Annotated in this window: 12 protein-coding genes, 1 tRNA gene and 1 pseudogene; 7 read left to right on the forward strand and 7 right to left on the reverse strand. The window is 59.9% G+C overall.

From position 1 onward, the window contains the following. Nucleotides 1–71 precede the first annotated feature (71 nt). Nucleotides 72–3,224: a DUF4214 domain-containing protein gene (locus ANTHELSMS3_RS20270; RefSeq protein ID WP_157733594.1), complete on the reverse strand. Its 3,153-nt coding sequence runs from the start codon at nt 3,222–3,224 to the stop codon at nt 72–74. Between the two features lie 420 nt (nt 3,225–3,644). Between ANTHELSMS3_RS20270 and ANTHELSMS3_RS20275 the strand changes: the two genes are divergently transcribed. Beyond that, nucleotides 3,645–3,720 (forward strand) — tRNA-Val (locus ANTHELSMS3_RS20275). Between the two features lie 1,147 nt (nt 3,721–4,867). Next, nucleotides 4,868–7,369 carry a cation:proton antiporter gene (locus ANTHELSMS3_RS20290; RefSeq protein WP_094036453.1) on the forward strand — a complete coding sequence of 834 codons (2,502 nt, stop codon included), beginning with the start codon at nt 4,868–4,870 and terminating at the stop codon, nt 7,367–7,369. Here ANTHELSMS3_RS20290 and ANTHELSMS3_RS20295 read toward each other — a convergent pair. Together ANTHELSMS3_RS20295 and ANTHELSMS3_RS20300 are read right to left on the reverse strand one after the other, a co-directional pair. Then, a pseudogene (locus ANTHELSMS3_RS20295) lies at nt 7,338–7,680 on the reverse strand (transposase); the annotation flags it as partial. The gene ANTHELSMS3_RS20290 and the pseudogene ANTHELSMS3_RS20295 sit on opposite strands and share 32 nt — an antisense overlap. A 118-nt stretch (nt 7,681–7,798) precedes the next feature. Then, complete coding sequence (locus ANTHELSMS3_RS20300; protein ID WP_094036454.1) at nt 7,799–8,224, reverse strand: Lrp/AsnC family transcriptional regulator; 426 nt, start codon at nt 8,222–8,224, stop codon at nt 7,799–7,801. 181 nt (nt 8,225–8,405) lie between these two features. On the opposite strand from ANTHELSMS3_RS20300, the gene ANTHELSMS3_RS26520 reads away from it, so the two are divergent. From ANTHELSMS3_RS26520 to ANTHELSMS3_RS20315, 3 genes are read left to right on the forward strand one after another with little or no spacing between them, the layout of a single operon-like run. Continuing rightward, nucleotides 8,406–8,783 carry an arginine deiminase-related protein gene (locus ANTHELSMS3_RS26520; RefSeq protein WP_368074441.1) on the forward strand — a complete coding sequence of 126 codons (378 nt, stop codon included), beginning with the start codon at nt 8,406–8,408 and terminating at the stop codon, nt 8,781–8,783. Next, nucleotides 8,771–9,700, forward strand: a complete 930-nt coding sequence (rocF, locus tag ANTHELSMS3_RS20310) for an arginase (RefSeq protein ID WP_094036456.1) — start codon at nt 8,771–8,773, stop codon at nt 9,698–9,700. Before ANTHELSMS3_RS26520 ends, rocF begins: the two co-directional genes overlap by 13 nt. Nucleotides 9,701–9,715: 15 nt before the next feature. Then, on the forward strand, nt 9,716–10,765 hold the full coding sequence (locus tag ANTHELSMS3_RS20315) for an ornithine cyclodeaminase (protein WP_094036457.1): 1,050 nt from the start codon (nt 9,716–9,718) through the stop codon (nt 10,763–10,765). 36 nt (nt 10,766–10,801) lie between these two features. Here ANTHELSMS3_RS20315 and ANTHELSMS3_RS20320 read toward each other — a convergent pair whose 3' ends face one another. Further along, a complete protein-coding gene (locus tag ANTHELSMS3_RS20320; RefSeq protein WP_094036458.1) occupies nt 10,802–11,017 on the reverse strand; it encodes a hypothetical protein in 216 nt (71 codons plus the stop codon). Between the two features lie 67 nt (nt 11,018–11,084). On the opposite strand from ANTHELSMS3_RS20320, the gene ANTHELSMS3_RS20325 reads away from it, so the two are divergent. Together ANTHELSMS3_RS20325 and ANTHELSMS3_RS20330 are read left to right on the forward strand one after the other, a co-directional pair. Next, on the forward strand, nt 11,085–12,281 hold the full coding sequence (locus tag ANTHELSMS3_RS20325) for a winged helix-turn-helix domain-containing protein (protein ID WP_094036459.1): 1,197 nt from the start codon (nt 11,085–11,087) through the stop codon (nt 12,279–12,281). Between the two features lie 161 nt (nt 12,282–12,442). After that, nucleotides 12,443–13,126 carry a fumarylacetoacetate hydrolase family protein gene (locus ANTHELSMS3_RS20330; RefSeq protein WP_439098658.1) on the forward strand — a complete coding sequence of 228 codons (684 nt, stop codon included), beginning with the start codon at nt 12,443–12,445 and terminating at the stop codon, nt 13,124–13,126. 81 nt (nt 13,127–13,207) lie between these two features. On the opposite strand, the gene ANTHELSMS3_RS20335 is transcribed toward ANTHELSMS3_RS20330, so the two are convergent. The 3 genes from ANTHELSMS3_RS20335 to katG all read right to left on the reverse strand — a co-directional run bounded on the left by ANTHELSMS3_RS20335 (nt 13,208) and on the right by katG (nt 18,233). Next, nucleotides 13,208–15,175: a sigma-54-dependent Fis family transcriptional regulator gene (locus tag ANTHELSMS3_RS20335; RefSeq protein ID WP_094036461.1), complete on the reverse strand. Its 1,968-nt coding sequence runs from the start codon at nt 15,173–15,175 to the stop codon at nt 13,208–13,210. 103 nt (nt 15,176–15,278) lie between these two features. Continuing rightward, the gene (locus ANTHELSMS3_RS20340) at nt 15,279–15,767 is read right to left on the reverse strand and encodes a hypothetical protein (RefSeq protein WP_094037267.1); all 489 of its coding nucleotides are present in this window, start codon (nt 15,765–15,767) and stop codon (nt 15,279–15,281) included. A 249-nt stretch (nt 15,768–16,016) separates the two neighbouring features. Further along, nucleotides 16,017–18,233, reverse strand: a complete 2,217-nt coding sequence (gene katG, locus ANTHELSMS3_RS20345; RefSeq protein ID WP_094036462.1) for a catalase/peroxidase HPI — start codon at nt 18,231–18,233, stop codon at nt 16,017–16,019. Nucleotides 18,234–18,279: the final 46 nt, after the last annotated feature.

The following is an 18,279-nucleotide window of genomic DNA, read 5'->3' on the forward strand; positions in this document are numbered from 1 at the left end:
TTGTCCCGGCCCAGATAGCGCCGCTGCGCGCGCGCCCGGCCCATCGTGCCGGACGGGCGCGCAGTCTGGACCTATCCGACCAAGATCATCTCAAGGGTGATGTCGGCAAGATTGGTATCGGCAAGGATCACCGTCTCACCATCATCAGAAAAGACCACATCGTTACCCGTCTGTACCATGGCATCCAGCACCTGTTGGCCGGTCAGGCCAAAACCGTCAAAATGCAGATCATCCCAGATCTCAAGGTCGGTAACCGTCACCGTGCTGGCCTGCCCATCGTTGATAAAGACAAAGCTGTCCATATACAGACCGCCGGACATCAGACCATCACCCGCTCCGGGGTCGAGGTGATCATCCATGCCGTGGCTTTGGATGTAGGCCATCAGATCCGCATCAGTATTGGCGACAAACTCCGCCGACGCCATGAAAAGGCCGACCACTTCAGAGCGCTCCATGCCGTTGTCCAGCGCATCGAGCCAGCTTGACAGACCATTGGGGTCGGGGCCGCGTTTGAGCACGTTCCGGTACAGCAGGGTTACAAACTGCGTGTCCGTCGTGTCGCCATACGTGCTCTGGAATTCCGGCGCGCCCATGAAACTTTCGATCACCTCTGGCAGGGTCATGTTGCCGCTGGCAAGCGTTTGGGTCCACCCTTGGAAACCGCTCTCTTCCGGGTCACGATCAAAGACGGCCCTGTACAGCCGGAACACATCATCGGCCCAGTTCGTGATGTCGCGTGTGTCGTCAAAACTCTGCTGCGCGATGGCGGTCTTGGACCTGTGTTCTGGCGTTTCGGAAAACAGCAGTACGACGCGCTCGCGCGACAGGTCAGTCTCTAGCCGGCCAACCCAATAGTCCCGGTCTGCCAGAGACGGCGCGCGCGCCAGCACGTTGGCGTATAGCAGGGTCACAAAATCCGCGTCAGTGGCATCGCCATAAGTGCCCTGGAATTCGGGCGAGGCGACAAACGCGGCCGCGATCTCTTGCAGGGTTTTGGCACCCGAAGCCAGCTTTTGCACCCAGCCATGATGCCCGGCCACCCCCGGTTCACGGCCAAAGACAGTGTCGTACAGGCGGTAGATCTCTGCCGAGGCAACGATATGAAAAAGCCCCTGATCCGCGCCAATCAGCACATCGAACCCGCCCCCGCCCTCAAAGGTTTCCCCGGTTCCGGCACTGCCGATGAACATGTCGTCATAGCTGCCGCCGCGAAGATGTTCGATGTTGGTCAGGCTGTGCCGGAACGTCGTACCGTCATAGATTCCGGTCGCCACCCCCTGCGTCAGGTTCGCGCTCACCCCGCTTTGATGCGCAACGCGGTCGTACAGGACCAGATCCACGCCGCCGCGCCCGTCGATGATGTCGTCGCCGCCGCGCGGAGCAAACAGATCGTCGAACCCGCTGCCCAGCAGAGTGTCGGCCAGACCCGTGGCGTTGATCTGGATACGCGCGTTGCCGATTCCGTTGATCACGTCCTGTCCGCCGGTGCCATCGTCCAGAACCATCCCGGCCGCCAGATCAACCCGGATGCCGTTGCCCGCCGGGCCGGTCAGATCGGCCGAACGAAAGAACAGATCAACAATGCCACCTGACGCACCGATGTTGAAAACGTCATTGCCAGCGCCGCCCGACAGCACGATCAAACCGCCATCAGCCGCCGTGACGTTGAACGTGTCGTCCTGTCCGGTGCCATAGATGCCAAGGCCACCCGCAGCCATGGCAACGTCTGCGCCCAGAATGGTGGTCAAACCCTGCGCGCCCTTGTCCACCTCCGCCGTGCCCGTAGCGCCATCGACATCAACCACCACGCCCGCGTCGAGGAACCTGTTGGTCACATAGACATAGCCCGGACCGCCACCGCCAACCATGACCGTGTCGTTCCCCGCGCCAGAGTCTGCGGCGTCAATCTGCTCATAATCTTCAACGCTGCCGGTATCGAGCAGATCATCGCCCTCGCCGCCGGACAGATAACCGCCTCCCGCGCCCCCCATAAGGGTGTCATTGCCTGCAAAGCCATACAGACTGTCCTCACCGTCCAGACCGACAATCAGATCATCGTCGCCATATCCGGCCAGAATGTCATCCTGCGCGCTGCCGAGCAGCGTGTCGGCAGCTTCAGAACCGCTTACCCATTCGATGTTGCGGATACTGTGGGAAAACGCCTGTCCATTCCAAAATCCCGTGGCCGTTCCAGCGGCAAGGTCCACTTGAACGTCGGAATAGGTGCCAACGCTGAGCCGCAGCCTGTCTTCTCCGCCACCGCCATCCACCGTGTCCTGTCCCCCGAACAGGAGAAAACTTTCGTCTCGGAATGATCCGGTGATCAGGTCGGACATGGCCGTGCCGGCAAGTTCAATACCATATTGACCATCGGTCAGGTAGGTGATCTGGTCGGTATAGCCGAGACCATCCTCGATCGTGCCCGCCGTCAGATCGGCAACTATCCCCGTCGTGGGCAGCGCGAATGCGCCATAGAGATATTCCAGATAGGCGTAAGACGACAGGTCAAGGTTGAAGGTGTCGTTGCCTTCGAACCCCCGCAGCCGAATGAATTGTCCCTCTGCAACCGTTATGTTGAAAATATCATTCCCGGTGCCCGCAAATAGGCCTAGGCCGTCAGCGTACATTGCCTCGGCCGTTCCAAGGATCGTGTGATTGATGGCGGGGCCCAGAACTCCGCCGGTATTGGTCACCCCGTTGGCCGTCAATTCAAGGGGGCCCGTAACCTGTAAAAAATCGAGGCCGTAATACGCCATCGGTCCGGTTCCGGTCAGATCATAGGTGTCATTTCCCCGGGTGCCCAGAACAGAGGTGACTGTGTACGTCGGAAGGTCGGTGCCCAACAAAAACATATCATCGCCGCCGCCGCCATTATACCGCCCCGGCGTCCCTTGTGCCTGAACGATCACGGGATCCCCATGTACCCAAATAAGGTCGTACCAGTTCAACGTCATCTGAAAGCTTTCGGCCGCCGTGGCATCCACGTTCATTGTCGTGTCATCGACGAACCACAGACCCAGACGTATCAGTTCTCCCCGTTGCACATATTCCATGGTGTTAGCCAATTTGACTGCGTGGCCACGCATCCCCCCGATCGTCGCCTGAAGAACGCCGCCCTGTTCAAAGTGCATTGTATCGATGACACCGGCGACGAAAGTACCGTAGGGCGATAACTCTCGCGGCGCGTTGAAATGAAGGGCTAACCCTTCAATCCGCCAAGTCATGTCCGTTTCCGGGTTGTAAAGAACAATCTCCCTTGATGTTTCGGATATGAGCTCAAGCTGAACCGGCGCGCCGTCTGCATCGTAAAAAACATCGCGGATGAATTCGCTGTTGGGGCCAAAAAAATTCAGCTGCATGGCAATCCTTGGTATTTAAAAACAGACCTCAGTCGAGAAACTGTAAGCGCTGGCTTGTGGGCTGTCCACGCACCAAAAGTGCTGCGCCCGCATGCTGTGCGTGGACCCTTCGTCACGAGCAAGGCATTCACCCGCTCATAGGGAACAGCCCGGTCCGGGGCACTTGAACCCGGCGTACAAAGCGTTCTCTATCTCGCGTGGACGGTGCCTTTCACGCGCACATGCCGGCAACGCAACGATGAGGCTTGCACCCGACCGGACCTTTGTGTAAATCCCGCGACGTCCGGGTGATTAGCTCAGTTGGTAGAGCGCTTCGTTTACACCGAAGATGTCGGGAGTTCGAGCCTCTCATCACCCACCATTCCCCCCTGAAGTTTAAAGACAAATTCCCCTACCAAGAGGGCGATGCATGGCACGGGCCGCGAAATTGTATGGTACGCCTTTGAGCTATAATCGCCTGCCCGAGTACCACTGTTCGACCCGAACCAGTTTGGCAGATTGATGCCCGGCGAATCGGCGGCAATTTTTGTTTTGCGACTGCGATAGCGGTGTGACAGCAGGCGTGACCGGTTTCTGCGCTGATACTTGCCTCACCGCATCCTCCTGATCTGAAGGTCATAATGAACATTGAAAAGGCAAGGTGAAGATACCTTTATATATTGGCACCTTAATAAATTATGACAGTGGGTCATGATGATCTGGCGCGCGGTCTGGACCTATCGCGGAATACCGTGACGCTCCGAACGCGAGGCCTGCCGCATGTGGGCAGCGTCTACGGTCAGCGGCGGTATCGACTGGCGGACGTCCTTCCACGCCTGCGGAATCGGGACCACGAGCACGTGCTTGTGCGCATCGATCTGAAACGAAATGATGGCAAAGAGCTGTTTGTGGATGACGATGCCGTAAAGCGCGCGCGCCTCTTGAAACGGTGGCTGAAAGGTGCACAGATCGAACGCCTTTTTTCAGGCTAGCGTGACCTTCACCAACGCCCTGGCGGCCTCGGTCAAGTCCTCAGTCCTATTCGCACATCTGGAAGCTTTACGAGGCAACTGGCGTTCACTGATGGCGTTCTTCGCTGGACGATCCTTGGCGATGGAGATGCACGCCCCCCTTTCGAAAAATGGGCCGTGTCTTTCGCCATCACCGGCGCAAAATATGAGAACCGACAAGAACAGGAGCAAACATAAATGGACACAAAGCAATTCCGCAACACCGTTGCGTCGGACTCGACATACCGCCAGCGGTTGCGGAGCTTCAGGTGCGCATCGCCATTCTGAACGGCTACACCGCTCTCGGCATACCAGTCACGGAACCCGTGGAAAAGGACCGTCCTGGGCAAGGGGAACCATGCCCAACAGCCGATTTGTGCAACTGGGCCAGCTTTGAAGCCAGGTGGTTATGCTGAGCTGCAACGGGTTCAGCAATGAGTTGAAGCGGGGTAAGAAGTTCTTGATCTCCAAACACGACAATTTGGGTGCGTCCCGACAGTCTTGTGATATTTCCGAAGCATGGACATCATTCTTGTAACTACAATCATTGCATCGCTTTTTCTGGTCATCGGCGCTGCCGAGCCCTTCGCTGCACGCATACGTCTCCCATACAGCGTGATACTTGCGATCCTTGGCATTCTGATCGGCACCGGGGCGACCTTTTTTCTTAGAACGGAACTGACGGACGCGCTCAATCCCGTTGCCGAGGCGATCCTGGATCTGCCGATCAGGTCGAATGCCTTCCTCTATGTATTCCTGCCCACGCTGTTGTTTCAGGCGACGCTGGGGATGAACCTTCGGCGGATGCTGGACGACTGGGTGCCGATCCTTGTGCTGGCGGTGGTCGCTGTCGTGGTGGCCACGGTCTCCGTCGGCTATGCGCTGTCTTGGGCGAGTACGCTGCCCTTGGCAGCCTGTCTGCTGATCGGGGCCATCGTGTCGACGACCGATCCGTCGGCGGTGGTTTCCATCTTTCGCTCGATCTCGGCGCCGCGCCGTCTGGCACGGATCATCGAGGGCGAGAGCCTTCTGAACGATGCAGCGGCGATTGCATTGTTCGGCCTCTTCATGGGCTTCGTGATGTTCGGTATTCCTGATCCGGGCTTTGGCGATGCTCTGGCGCGGTTCCCGATCCTCATCGCGGGCGGCGCCTTGACCGGTTGGCTGGCCGCGCGGGTTGCGGTTTGGGTGATGGCGCTGTTTTCCCGTCACGACCTTGCTCAGCTGTCGATTTCGGTCGCACTGCCGTACCTAGCTTACATCGTGGCTGAGCAGAGTGTGGGCGCATCGGGCGTGATTGCCGTGGTCGTTGCCGGGCTGACCCTAAACCTGACGGCCCCCGGACGCCTGCCACCTCAATCATGGACCAATCTGCGCGAGCTCTGGGACATCCTTGCGCACTGGGCCGGTGCTCTCATCTTCGTCCTCGCCGCGCTGCTGATCCCCAGCTTGCTGGAAGAGGTGCGGCTCGAGGATTTTCTGCTCGTCGGCGTGGTCATCGTTGCGGCCATCGTTGCACGCACTGCGATCCTGTTCGGGCTGATGCCGATACTGACGGCCTTGAAGCTCTCTCCGAATGTCGAACGCCCTTATCGGGTTGCGATCCTTTGGGGCGGGCTCAGGGGGGCTGTAACGCTCGCACTGGCCCTCGCCGTGACCGAAAGTGTTCGCGTGCCAGACGGCATTCAGCGCGTGGTCGGCATTCTCGCCACCGGGTTTACCCTGTTCACGCTTCTGGTGCAGGGCACCACGCTGCGCTGGGTGATCGGGCGTATCGGGCTGGATCGGCTGTCTCCGATTGACGAGGCGCTGTCCCGGCAGGTCGTCGCCGTTGCCTTGCAGACCGTGCGCGAAGACGTGGCGCGCACGACCGAGAACTACGAACTCAATCGCGATACCGTAAGGTCAGAGGCCAAGCGGTTTGGCGAACGCCTAGATCTGGCAGTGACGAAGGCTGAGGAAAGCGCCGACATCCTGGACCGCGACCGTATCGCCCTGGGCCTGATCGCGCTTGCGGGCCACGAACGCGACACGATTCTTGCGCGGATGCGCGATCGGACGATCTCTGCCCGAATGGCGGAAGTGGTGCTGTCGGATGCAGACCGCCTTATCGAAGGCGCCCGAACGCAGGGTCGCAGCGGATACCAGCGCGCCGCACGCCGAAGCATCGCCTATAGTCGGGCCTTTAGGGCCTCGGTCATGCTGCACGGTCGTTTCGGAGTGTCAGGCCCACTTGCCCGCATGACGGCTGACCGGTTCGAACAATTGTTGTCACAACGTTTGATCCTGCGCGATCTCGGGACATTCATAGACGGGCGTATACGCCGCATTCACGGACGACGGGTGGCCGAGTTGCTGCACGATCTTCTGGCCCGGCGGATTGAGGCCCATGAAACAGCGCTGGAAGGCCTGAGATTGCAGTATCCCGGCTATGCAGAAGAGCTGGAACGTCGCTTCATCCGCCGTACAGCGCTTCGCATGGAAGAGCGAGAATATGTCGCCATGCGCGAAGATGGCCTGATCGGTTCCGAGGTCTATACCGCGCTGATTCAGGAACTTGCTACACGCAGAGTGGCTGCCGAGCGTCGGCCGCGTCTGGATGTGGCGGTGCGCCGGGCGGCTTTCGTCGCACAATTCCCACTGTTTGCCGATCTCGACGACGGCGCAATAAAGCGACTGGCGCGATCTCTGACAACGCGCCATGTCGATGCCGGCGAAGTGATCCTGCGCAAGGAAAGCGTCGCCAAACGGGTGTTTTTTATCGCTACTGGTGCTGTCGAACTTGAGAGCGCTGGCCAGATATGGCGATTGGGCCGCGGCGAGATGTTCGGCCAGATGGCTATACTGACGAGCAAGGCCCGCCGCGCCGATGTCCGCGCTATTGCGCCAACGACGTTGCTTGTCCTGGATGAAGACCGTTTTCGTCGCCTGCTCCAGCGAAGCCAAGCCCTTCGCAAGGCGGTGCGTATCAGCGCCGAGAAGCGCGGGATGGATCCTGCGGGCCTCGTACCGGACGATTGAGGAAGCGCCGAGGCTGCTTGCTGCAGTCGGGCGCCGTCCAGTTCAAACCGATCAGAAGCAACAGGCTCTCGACGAACCCGGTCCTCTGCCGTAGCGCCATGCCGAACAGCACCTTCATCGTCAAGCAGGCCTTGGATGACGGTATCGCTGTATGCTTGCTGTCGACCGTGCTTGCCGGTCGGCGCAGCCTCCCAGATCATCTCTGGGGCAAACAAGATCGTCAGCGAGCCACAGCGCTTGAGTGCTTCATTATAAGTCGGCCAGTTCCTGGTCTTGTACGTTGGGGATGTCGGTCTGCTCGTGCATCCCAGCTACCACGCTGGATTCACGCGATGGATCCCTCACGGGATTTCTGCAACAGAGACTTTGACCACCGCCATCGCAGGTTCGGCACGGCCATGCGCCGCTGTCAAAGCGTGCTGGCTGGTCTCAAACCGTGCTGAGCAGGATCGAGGTTTCGCTGTTGGTGATGCCCGGAATGCCGCGCACATCCCGAAGCACCCGGTCGAAATCCGCAAGGCTGTCGGCGCTAAGTTCCGCCACCAGATCCCATTTTCCATTGGTCGAATGCAGCTGCCGAAGGGCGGCAATGCCCCGCAGGCTGCGGATCACGCGCGTGGTGGACTGGCCTGACACTTCGATCATCATGATGGCACGCACCACGTCCGGTCCGTATTCCTCTCGCGCGCGAATGGTAAAGCCCAGTACCGCACCACTGTCGATCAGTCGGTCCAGCCGGTTTTGCACCGTCGCCCGCGTGACACCCAGCACATTGGCCAGTTTGGACACCGGCGCGCGCCCGTCCTCACGCAGGATGGCGATCAGCCGTTTGTCGAGGTCATCAAAGAGCTGCATATCACTTTGCGCTGTCAGTGGTTGCAATTTGTACAATCATAGCGCGCAAAAACATCAAGAAGGCAATGCAAATCAGCAAACGCTCCCTCTAGCCTGACAGGGTCGCCTCCTCACCCTTGCCTGCCAGACGGACAAATCCGCCATGTCGAATACCTCGCTTCAGGCGCCCGCGTCGGTCGTCATGATCAGTCCCCGACACTTTACCCCCGACGGGGGAACCGCGCGCGACACCTTTTTTCAGTCGCTGCCTGCGGTCCCGTCCGGGGACGGCATCGCGCAGACGGCCCATGACGAATTGATCCATGTCGCCGAGACGTTGCCCGCGCCCGGCGTCAACGTCCATCTGTTTGAGGTTATCGGCGCGGCGATGCCAGACTCAGGGGTTCCAAACAACTGGTTTTCGTCCCACGCGAGCGGGCAAGTGGCCGTCTTGCCGTTGGACATTCCCAACATTGAAATGGCGGACGGATCAGTGCGCTGCATGATCGCGGACCTACACCTGAGCCTCCACCCGAACAGAACACAAACCCCGACAGGAGCAAACCAATGGCCAACATAGTCCTTCTTGGTGCCCCAATTGAGGCCGGAGCCGGACGTCGTGGCTGTGCCATGGGGCCGGCGGCCTATCGGACCGCCGGACTGGCCGAGGATCTGCGCGCCCTTGGTCACACAGTGACCGACCTTGGCGACGCCGTGCCGGACGACACCGGCCCTATCGAAGCGCCGTTTTCCCATCTCAAGGCGCTGCCGACCGTGGCCGGATGGACCCGCAGCCTGCACCGTCATGCGCAGGATCTGGCGCGCGGACCGGCCTTGCCGATCTACATGGGCGGTGACCACGCGTTGTCCATGGGGACGGTCACGGGCCACGCCGCCGCCGCTGCGGAGCTGGGCCGCCCGCAATTCGTTCTCTGGCTGGACGCCCATGCGGATTTCAACACGCTGGAATCCTCGCCCAGCGGCAACTTGCACGGCACACCACTGGCCTTTGCCTGTGGACAGGAGGGGTTCGACAGTATGTTGGGCGGCCCCCTGCCGGCCAGCATCGACCCGCACAACGTCTGCATCATCGGGCTGCGCTCTGTGGATGGGGTCGAACGTGACCTGCTGCGCGCCTCGGACGTGACCGCCCATGACATGCGCGCCATCGACGAACACGGCATCGCGACCCTGCTGAAGGAGTTTCTGAACCGCGTCGCCGCCGCCAACGGGCTGCTGCACGTCAGCCTTGACGTGGATTTCATCGACCCCGAGATTGCCCCCGCCGTCGGAACCACCGTTCCCGGCGGAGCGACCTTTCGTGAGGCGCATCTGGCGATGGAAATCCTGCACGACAGCGGGCTTGTCAGTTCGCTCGACCTCGTCGAACTGAACCCCTTTCTGGACATTCGCGGCCTCACCGCCCGGCTGATGCTGGATCTGACCGCCAGCCTGTTCGGTCGGCAAGTGCTTGACCGCCCCACCCGCAGCTATTGATGTGAAAGACTGACCATGTCCCCCCTGCCCTCTGAACTGGCTTATGTGCCGTTTGTCTCTGTCGAGAACATGATGCGGCTGGTGCATCACCTTGGGATCGAAAGGGTCCTGACCGACCTCGCCGACCGGATCGAGGCCGATTTCCTCCGCTGGGAGCTGTTCGACAAGACACCTCGCGTCGCGTCGCATTCCGATGTGGGCGTGATCGAATTGATGCCGACCTCGGACGGGGAAATGTACGGGTTCAAATACGTCAACGGCCACCCCAAGAACATGAAGGACGGGTTGCAGACCGTGACCGCCTTTGGCCTGCTGGCGGATGTGGACACCGGATACCCCAAGCTGTTGAGCGAGATGACCCTGCTGACCGCGCTGCGCACGGCGGCGACCTCTGCCATGGCGGCGAAACATCTGGCCCCAAAGGCGGCCAAGACCATGGCCATGATCGGCAACGGCGCGCAGTCCGAATTCCAGTGCATCGCCTTCAAGGCGATCTGCGGCATCGACACGGTGCGCCTGTATGACGTTGACCCATCGGCGACGGACCGCTGCGCGGCCAACCTTGCCCAGCGCGGTCTGACCGTTGTGGCCTGCCGCAGTGCCGAAGAGGCGTTGGAGGGGGCCCAGATCATCACCACCTGCACCGCCGACAAGCAATATGCCACCATCCTGACCGACAACATGGTCGGCAGCGGCGTGCACATCAATGCCATCGGCGGCGACTGTCCCGGCAAGACGGAACTGCACCGCGACATTCTGTTACGCTCGGAAATCTTTGTGGAATATCCGCCGCAGACCCGCGTCGAGGGCGAGATTCAGCAGCTTGACCCCGACCATGCCGTGACAGAACTGTGGCAGGTCATTTCCGGTCAGGTGCCGGGCCGCACGGCAGCGCGACAGATCACCCTGTTCGACAGCGTCGGATTTGCCATCGAGGACTTTAGCGCGCTGTCCTATGTTCTGGCCGCTATCGAGGGCACAGAGTTCTTCGCAAATCTGGACATGATCGCCGACCCCGACGATCCGCGCGACCTGTTCGGGATGCTTCAGCGCGCCCGGGACTGAATGGCGCGCATAGCGGGACAAGATTGGTTGGCCGCCTTAGATGTCGCCTATCCAACCACCCGGTCCGGTGGGCTCTCTGGCCGCCTTTTCGTCGGCAAACTGCGCGACAAGGTTTGTCTCCAAACGCAGCGCGTCGATTTCGTCAATTTGGCGCAATTTGCGATTTGGTGGCAGTGTGGCCCCTCTGGCGTCGCTAAAGTCCTGTTCCGACTGTTCATCCCAACAGCGGCGCGCGCCCTTTGCCTGCAGCACGTTTCTCACCAGCGCAGGCCGTTGAGATTTCACTGTTCCCGGCCCGATTTCGCGGTACGGTGCCCCGATGACTCGCCCTCTTGTCGATAACCAAACGGCCCGCCGCCTGTTTCTGGACCGGCACCTGTTGTTGCGTCCCAGCTCTGGCCCCGGCAAGGGCCGCGATCTTGATCAGGTGTTGCATGGCCTTGGGTTTGTGCAGGTCGACAGCGTCAACACACTGGCCCGCGCGCATGACCTGATCCTGTGGTCCCGGCGCGGGCAGTACCGGCCAAAGGCGTTAGAACATCTGGTTGCCCGGCACCGCACCGCATTTGAACACTGGACCCATGACGCTGCGATTATCCCTATGCCCAGCTATCCGATGTGGCGGCTAAAGTTTGCACGGGACGAGGCACGGATGCAGGCACGCTGGCCACAGGGGCGGCGCGACGGTTGGGTTACCGAGATAGACACCGTCCTGCGCCATGTCACGGACAACGGCCCGACCTGTTCGCAGGACGTTGGTACGCACGAAAAAAAGGGGTCGACCGGGTGGTGGGACTGGCACCCGTCCAAGACGGCACTGGAGTTTCTGTGGCGGTCCGGTCGTCTGGCGATCTGTCACCGCGAAGGCTTTCGGAAATTCTACGATCTCAGTGAACGGGTGATCCCGGCAGAGCGTTTGAACGCCCGCCCCACCACCGCCGAAACCGTGGATTGGGCGATGTCAGAGGCGCTGACCCGACTGGGGTTTGGCACAAGCGGGGAACTGGCGGCGTTTTTCGACATCGTAACCCGTGACGAGGCCAAAACCTGGTGCGCCGAAGCGCTTGTCACTGGTCGCATCATGGCGACGGACATCGAACTCTGCGACGGGACGCGACGGGACAGCTATACCACTGAGGCCACGCTTGATCACATCGCGTCTCTGCCCGACCCGTCATCGCGTATCCGTCTGCTGTCGCCGTTTGATCCGGCGCTGCGAGATCGCGCGCGGGCCGAACGGCTGTTCGGATTTCACTATCGGATCGAGATCTTCGTGCCAGAACCCAAGCGCCGCTATGGGTACTATGTGTTTCCGGTGATGCAGGGCGACCGCATGATCGGCCGGATGGACGTAAAACGCCAAGGAAGGACGCTGCAGGTCCGGGCGTTCTGGCCAGAGCCAGGCATTCGCATGGGCAAGACACGCACGGCCGGACTCCGCGCCGAGTTGGAGCGGATCGCAAACCTGGCAAACACAGACGACATCGCATTCATAGACGGGTGGCTAAAAGCCTGACGGAAATTTCCAGCATTTTCGGGGCAAGTCCAAGTGGCATGTTGCCGACTTCATGGCCACCTAGGGAAGTGTGTGCACCTCCACTCTCGCCATCGCACCACATTGATTTCACGCCTCCCCGCACTTACAGATCTGTCAGACAAGCGCCCAGGAGAAAACCATTGTCAGACACCGTTATTCCCGTGCCACAGGTCCATGTCATTCCCACCAGCGATGGCGGCACATTCCCGGTGCGGCGGGTTTACTGCATCGGGCGAAACTTTGCGGCACATGCCGTCGAAATGGGCCACGATCCCGACCGGGAACCGCCGTTCTTCTTTCAAAAGAACCCCGACAACCTCGATGCTTCGGGCTCGTTTCCCTATCCGCCGCACAGTTCCGACGTTCACCACGAAGTTGAACTGCTGGTCGGTCTGAAATCCGGCGGCACGGATATTCCGGTGGACACGGCGCTGGACCATGTCTGGGGCTACGGTGTCTCGTTGGACATGACACGGCGCGATCTGCAAGGCGAAGCCAAGAAAATGGGCCGCCCTTGGGAAATCGGCAAGGCCTTTGAACGCTCCGGCCCGGTTGGCCCGCTGCACCCGGTCTCCAAGGTTGGCCATCCCGATCACGGTCAGGTGACGCTGAAGGTCAATGGCGACCTGCGTCAAGAAGGCGACCTGAACCAGATGATCTGGAAGGTGCCAGAGATGATCTCCTACCTGTCAGAATACTTTGAGCTTCGGGCCGGAGACGTGATTATGGCTGGCACGCCGTCGGGGGTAGATGCCATTTCGCGTGGCGACGTGATGGAGGCGACAATCGACGGGCTGGGAACACTCACGGTCAAGGTTGTCTGACACCATTAGCTGAAGGGGCGGTCAAAATGAACCGCCCTCAGCCCCCCTTCCCGACTGGGACAGGGATTTGCCAATGAGCAATCAGGTCTTGCGGATGTGATACCGCTTCATCTTGCGGTAAAGAGTCGGACGCGAAATGCCCAACACTGCCGCCACCCGTGTCAGGTTGCCGTTTTCGGCGATGATAGTGCGCCGAATGGCGCTCGCCTCGATGCTTTCCAGATCGCCCGAATTACCGCCTAGGATATGCTCTAGCGAGTCCGCATCGCTGCCTTCGTAGTCATCCATGATCTCGGGCGGCATATCGCGTTCCGTCACGACGTTGTCGGTCTTGATCAGATAAAAGCGCTGGATCACATTGCGTAGTTCGCGCACGTTACCCGGCCATTTATAGCCGCTCAGTTTCTCCAGCGCTGTGTCCGTGAAGATGATCGGTGGGCGGTTGGTCTCTTGCGCAAAGAACGCAGAGAAATGGTGAACCAGTTCCACGATGTCGCGGCCACGCTCGCGTAGCGGCGGCACCTCGATTGTCATGACGCTGATGCGATAGAACAGGTCACGACGAAAGTTGCCCTTTTCGATCTCGGTGCGCAGATCACGGTTTGTCATGGCGACAAGGCGCACATCGACCGGACGGCGCTGGTTATCTCCGACGCGGTAGATGGCGCGCTGCTCCAGAGCCCGCAGCAAATAGGGCTGCAACTCAATCGGCATGTCTCCGATTTCATCGAGACAAAGCACGCCCTTGTTAGCCAGTTCGAATTTACCGACGCGTCCACCACGCGACGCGCCTGTAAAGGCGCCGTCAGCGTAGCCGAATAGCTCAGCGCCGATCAGGTCGCTGGAAATTGCCGCACAATTGACTGGCACATAAGGAGCCTTGGCGTTCGCCAGCCGGTCATGGATCAACCGAGCGAAAAGTTCTTTGCCGACGCCGGTTTCGCCGTGGATCAGAACCGACACATTGGCCATCGCAGCCCGTTCCGCCAAACCGATCGCATCGACCATTTTCGGCGAAGACCCGACGATCTGGATTTGCGCCTCGGCGACATTGGCGCGCGGCTTGATCTTGCAACTTGCCCCGGTCTGTTGTGGCAGCTTGCGCCTGTCCTTCAGGAACAGCGCCGCGCCGCGAAACACGCCTTCGAGTTTCAGCCTCTCGATGCCCTCGGCCTCGACGTTGAGCGGTAGAAGTTTGGGGATATCCTGATCTGACAGACCTTCGAGTTTGGGAAGCAGCTTGTGCCCGACCGACAGCTCGCGGGCACTGCGCAGTGGGCCATCCTCTATCCCCCGGCGAAATAAAACCCGACCGGATTGATCCACCAGAATAACGCCATCATGCGCCCGGCTGTAGTCCGACATCAGAAAGGCTTCGAGCAATTGGGTGCGTTCTGCCTGTCTGTGTTCAGCCAGCGCAATTTCGATTTCTCGCGCCATGGCCAGGACTAGGGCCACGTTGTGTTGTTGAAAGATTTGTGGCGGGCCGGACAGATCGACTACTCCGATCACCATCTGGGTCAACGGGTCATGGATCGGGGCACCGGCACATGTCCAAGACTGCACACCCTCGACGAAGTGTTCGCTGGCATGAACATAGGCCGGTTTCCCGGTTCGAAGAACGGTTCCGATCCCGTTGGTGCCGATCATGTTCTCGTTCCAGTCGCCGCCGATCTCCAGATGGATCTCTTGGCCTTCGTCCAGAACGTGTTCATCCCCGATTGCATCGATAATGACGCCCTGATCATCAGCCAGGATCAGGATCGTCTGGGCATCCGTCAGATGGGGCTCCAGCCGTCTAAAGGCTGCGGACGCTGCCTGACGTAAGGCGGCATTACGTTCACGTCGCAAAAAAATCTGGTTCTCATCGACGATCTTACGCGATGCTGGAATGCAGGCATCGACGCCCAATTCTCTGCTGCGTTTCCAGGAATCCAAGATCTCTTCGCGCACGTTTACGGGCCGATCATCGACAGCCGTTCCGGAGGAAACAAAGCGTTCCCAAGCGTCACGGGTGTCGGTTTCCGAATAGCTGGAGTTGTCAGGCAATCACTTGGCCCCCTTGCTTTTCGATCCTGTTGGGTTGACCCGTTTTAGGGTCGATACGTCTTTTCCTTTGACTCGTTAAGCTGAACACCACCCGGCCGGTCGGTCAGGCCTCTGTTGGAACAATCAGAGCTTCCAGTTTCGACGCAAGATCCGCTTCGGTAAACGCATCTGATAGCTCGACGTTGTCAAGATGTCCGATCAGATCAATCATCTCAGCATCGACCGGAGAAAAGAACCCATTCTCTTTAGTGCACAACGCAAACCGCTTCGACATAAAGTTGCCCCGGATTTCTCCCAGCATCTGGAGTTGCAGGCCACTGGCCTTGTCGACCAAAACAACGCGATTGTTCAGACTGACCTTCACATACGGTTCCGGGACATCGACCCGGGTGCGCGCCTTGAGGTCGTGGATGATCAGACCGTCTGGTTTCGGGGGTTCCTTACGCCGCGCCTCATCGGCGCGCATCTTGGAATAGCCACCACCGCTGATCTGATCAGCCAGCTTGCGGATCGTACCCGCGTTTTCGGACAATATGCGCTTGGCCTTCACGTCTTCTAGACGCGGACCATCGCGTTTTGAGAATATGTCCACCGCTGTTTCCTCCCGTTGCAAGAACCTACCAAGCAGGCAGGTCAATATCCAATGTTATTCCCATAAAACACCTTTTGCGGGCACAGGCCTGTTCTGGGTGTTTTCGGGCCGTCCAATTCGAACCGCGTCGTTTTCCCCACAGGGTCAACAGGTTCGTAGTCACACTGCACGACCGAGGGCCAGAACACCGGCCCTCGGACTGTTCAAAAACTCAACACAAGTTTTTTCGTCTGCTCCGGTCCCGAGGTCTTAGTGCAAGTCGAAACGGTCAGCATTCATGACCTTAGTCCAGGCAGATACGAAGTCGCGGACAAACAATCCTTCGTTGCCTTTACTTGCGTACACCTCAGCAAGAGCCCGCAGTTGCGAGTTGGAGCCAAAGACCAGATCGACCCGCGATGCGGTCCATTTCTTTGCCCCACTTGCGCGGTCACACCCTTCGAACACACGCTCTGCGCCATCGACCGGCAGCCACTCTGTATCCATGTCGAGAATGTTGACAAAGAAGTCTGGGCTAAGCGTGCCGGGTCGTTTGGTCAGAACGTCAAGGCCGGACTGGCCGCAGGTCACACCCAGACTGCGCAGACCGCCAACCAACGCCGTCATCTCCGGCGCACTCAGGCCCAATAGCTGTGCCTTGTCGATCAGCAGCGCCTCTGCCGGGACGGTATAGGCCGCCTTTTCATAGTTGCGAAAGCCGTCGGCAATCGGTTCCATCGGCTCAAAGGAGGCCGCGTCTGTCTGTGCTGCGGTGGCATCACCTCGTCCGGGTGAGAACGGCACATCGATGTTGTGTGCGCCGTCGCGGGCCGCTTCTTCGATTGCGGCGTTGCCGCCAAGGACGATCAGATCCGCAAGCGAGACCTTCTTGCCACCCGATGCACCGCCATTGAAATCGGATGCGATACCGGACAGCACATCCAGAATGCGCGACAGGCGGGCGGGTTCATTGGCCGCCCAGTCCTTTTGCGGTGCCAGACGGATGCGCGCGCCATTGGCGCCACCGCGCTTGTCAGAGCCACGGAATGTCGAGGCAGAGGCCCAAGCGGCCCAGACCAGATCGGCAACCGACAGGCCAGAGCCGAGGATCTCGGCCTTGAGTGCGGCGATGTCCTTGTCGTCGATCAGGGGGTGGTCGACCGCGGGCACCGGATCCTGCCAGATCAGGTCTTCGGCAGGCACCTCTTTGCCCAGATAGCAGGCCTTTGGCCCCATGTCGCGGTGGGTCAACTTGAACCACGCGCGGGCAAAGGCATCGGCAAACTCGTCCGGGTTTTCGTGGAACCGCTTTGAGATCGGCCCATAGATCGGGTCCATCCGCATCGCCATGTCGGCGGTGGTCATCATCACAGGCACCTTCGCGGCAGAGCCATCGACCTGTGGTGCGTGGTCGATGTCCCGCAATTTTTGGGCGTGCCAGATGTGTGCGCCAGCGGGGCTTTTCGTCAACGCCCAGTCATAGCCGAACAGCACATCGAAATAGCCCATGTCCCATTGGATCGGGTTTGCTGTCCACGGTCCCTCGATGCCAGAGGTAGTTGTATCGGCGCCCTTACCCGTCTTGTGGGTGTTCTTCCAACCAAAGCCCATATCCTGCAACCCGCAGGCTTCGGGTTCAGAGCCGACCAGCCCGGGATCGCCCGCGCCATGCGCCTTGCCAAAGGTGTGCCCCCCTGCGACCAGCGCCACGGTTTCCTCGTCGTTCATTGCCATGCGGCCAAAGGTGTCGCGAATGTCCCGGCCAGAGGCCAGCGGATCTGGATTACCGTCAGGCCCCTCGGGGTTCACATAGATCAGCCCCATCTGCACGGCGGCCAACGGGTTTTCCAACGCGCGGTCCCCTGAATAGCGGCTGTTGGCCTTGTCGGATGTGGCCAACCATTCCCCTTCGGCCCCCCAATAGATGTCTTCCTCTGGCGCCCAAATGTCTTCGCGGCCACCGGCAAAACCAAATGTCTTGCCGCCCATGCTTTCAATTGCGACATTCCCGGCCAGGATCATCAGGTCCGACCACGACAGGGCGTTCCCGTACTTCTCCTTGATCGGCCATAGCAGACGTCGCGCCTTGTCCAGATTGCCGTTGTCGGGCCATGAATTCAGCGGCGCAAATCGCTGGCTACCGGTCGAGGCGCCGCCACGTCCGTCGGCGGTGCGATAGGTGCCCGCGCTGTGCCACGCCATTCGGATGAAAAATGGGCCATAATGGCCATAATCTGCGGGCCACCAGTCCTGACTGTCGGTCATCAGAGCGGTCAGATCCGCCTTGACCGCGTCCAGATCCAGCGCCTTGAACGCCTCGGCATAGTCAAAGCCTGCAGGCATCGGGTTCGATGCGGGCCCATGCTGATGCAGGATGGCAAGGTTCAGTTGGTTGGGCCACCAGTCACGGTTGCTGCGCCCGGATGTGTTTGTCGCGCCGTGCATGACGGGGCATCCGCCCCCCTGCCGCATGTCATTTCCGTCCATCTTTGTCGGTCTCCCTCAGTCGGATATTGGAATTTTGTTGCCCGCG

It is taken from the genome of Antarctobacter heliothermus (genome assembly GCF_002237555.1).
Classification (GTDB): domain Bacteria; phylum Pseudomonadota; class Alphaproteobacteria; order Rhodobacterales; family Rhodobacteraceae; genus Antarctobacter; species Antarctobacter heliothermus_B.

What these genes read in the sequence shown, in the direction of transcription:
- ANTHELSMS3_RS20270 (WP_157733594.1), bottom strand. Translation starts at nt 3,224, where the DNA reads ATGACTTGGCGGATTGAAGGGTTAGCCCTTCATTTCAACGCGCCGCGA.
- ANTHELSMS3_RS20315 (WP_094036457.1), top strand. Translation starts at nt 9,716, where the DNA reads ATGTCCCCCCTGCCCTCTGAACTGGCTTATGTGCCGTTTGTCTCTGTC.
- ANTHELSMS3_RS20290 (WP_094036453.1), top strand. Translation starts at nt 4,868, where the DNA reads ATGGACATCATTCTTGTAACTACAATCATTGCATCGCTTTTTCTGGTC.
- ANTHELSMS3_RS26520 (WP_368074441.1), top strand. Translation starts at nt 8,406, where the DNA reads ATGATCAGTCCCCGACACTTTACCCCCGACGGGGGAACCGCGCGCGAC.
- katG (WP_094036462.1), bottom strand. Translation starts at nt 18,233, where the DNA reads ATGGACGGAAATGACATGCGGCAGGGGGGCGGATGCCCCGTCATGCAC.
- ANTHELSMS3_RS20300 (WP_094036454.1), bottom strand. Translation starts at nt 8,224, where the DNA reads ATGCAGCTCTTTGATGACCTCGACAAACGGCTGATCGCCATCCTGCGT.
- rocF (WP_094036456.1), top strand. Translation starts at nt 8,771, where the DNA reads ATGGCCAACATAGTCCTTCTTGGTGCCCCAATTGAGGCCGGAGCCGGA.
- ANTHELSMS3_RS20325 (WP_094036459.1), top strand. Translation starts at nt 11,085, where the DNA reads ATGACTCGCCCTCTTGTCGATAACCAAACGGCCCGCCGCCTGTTTCTG.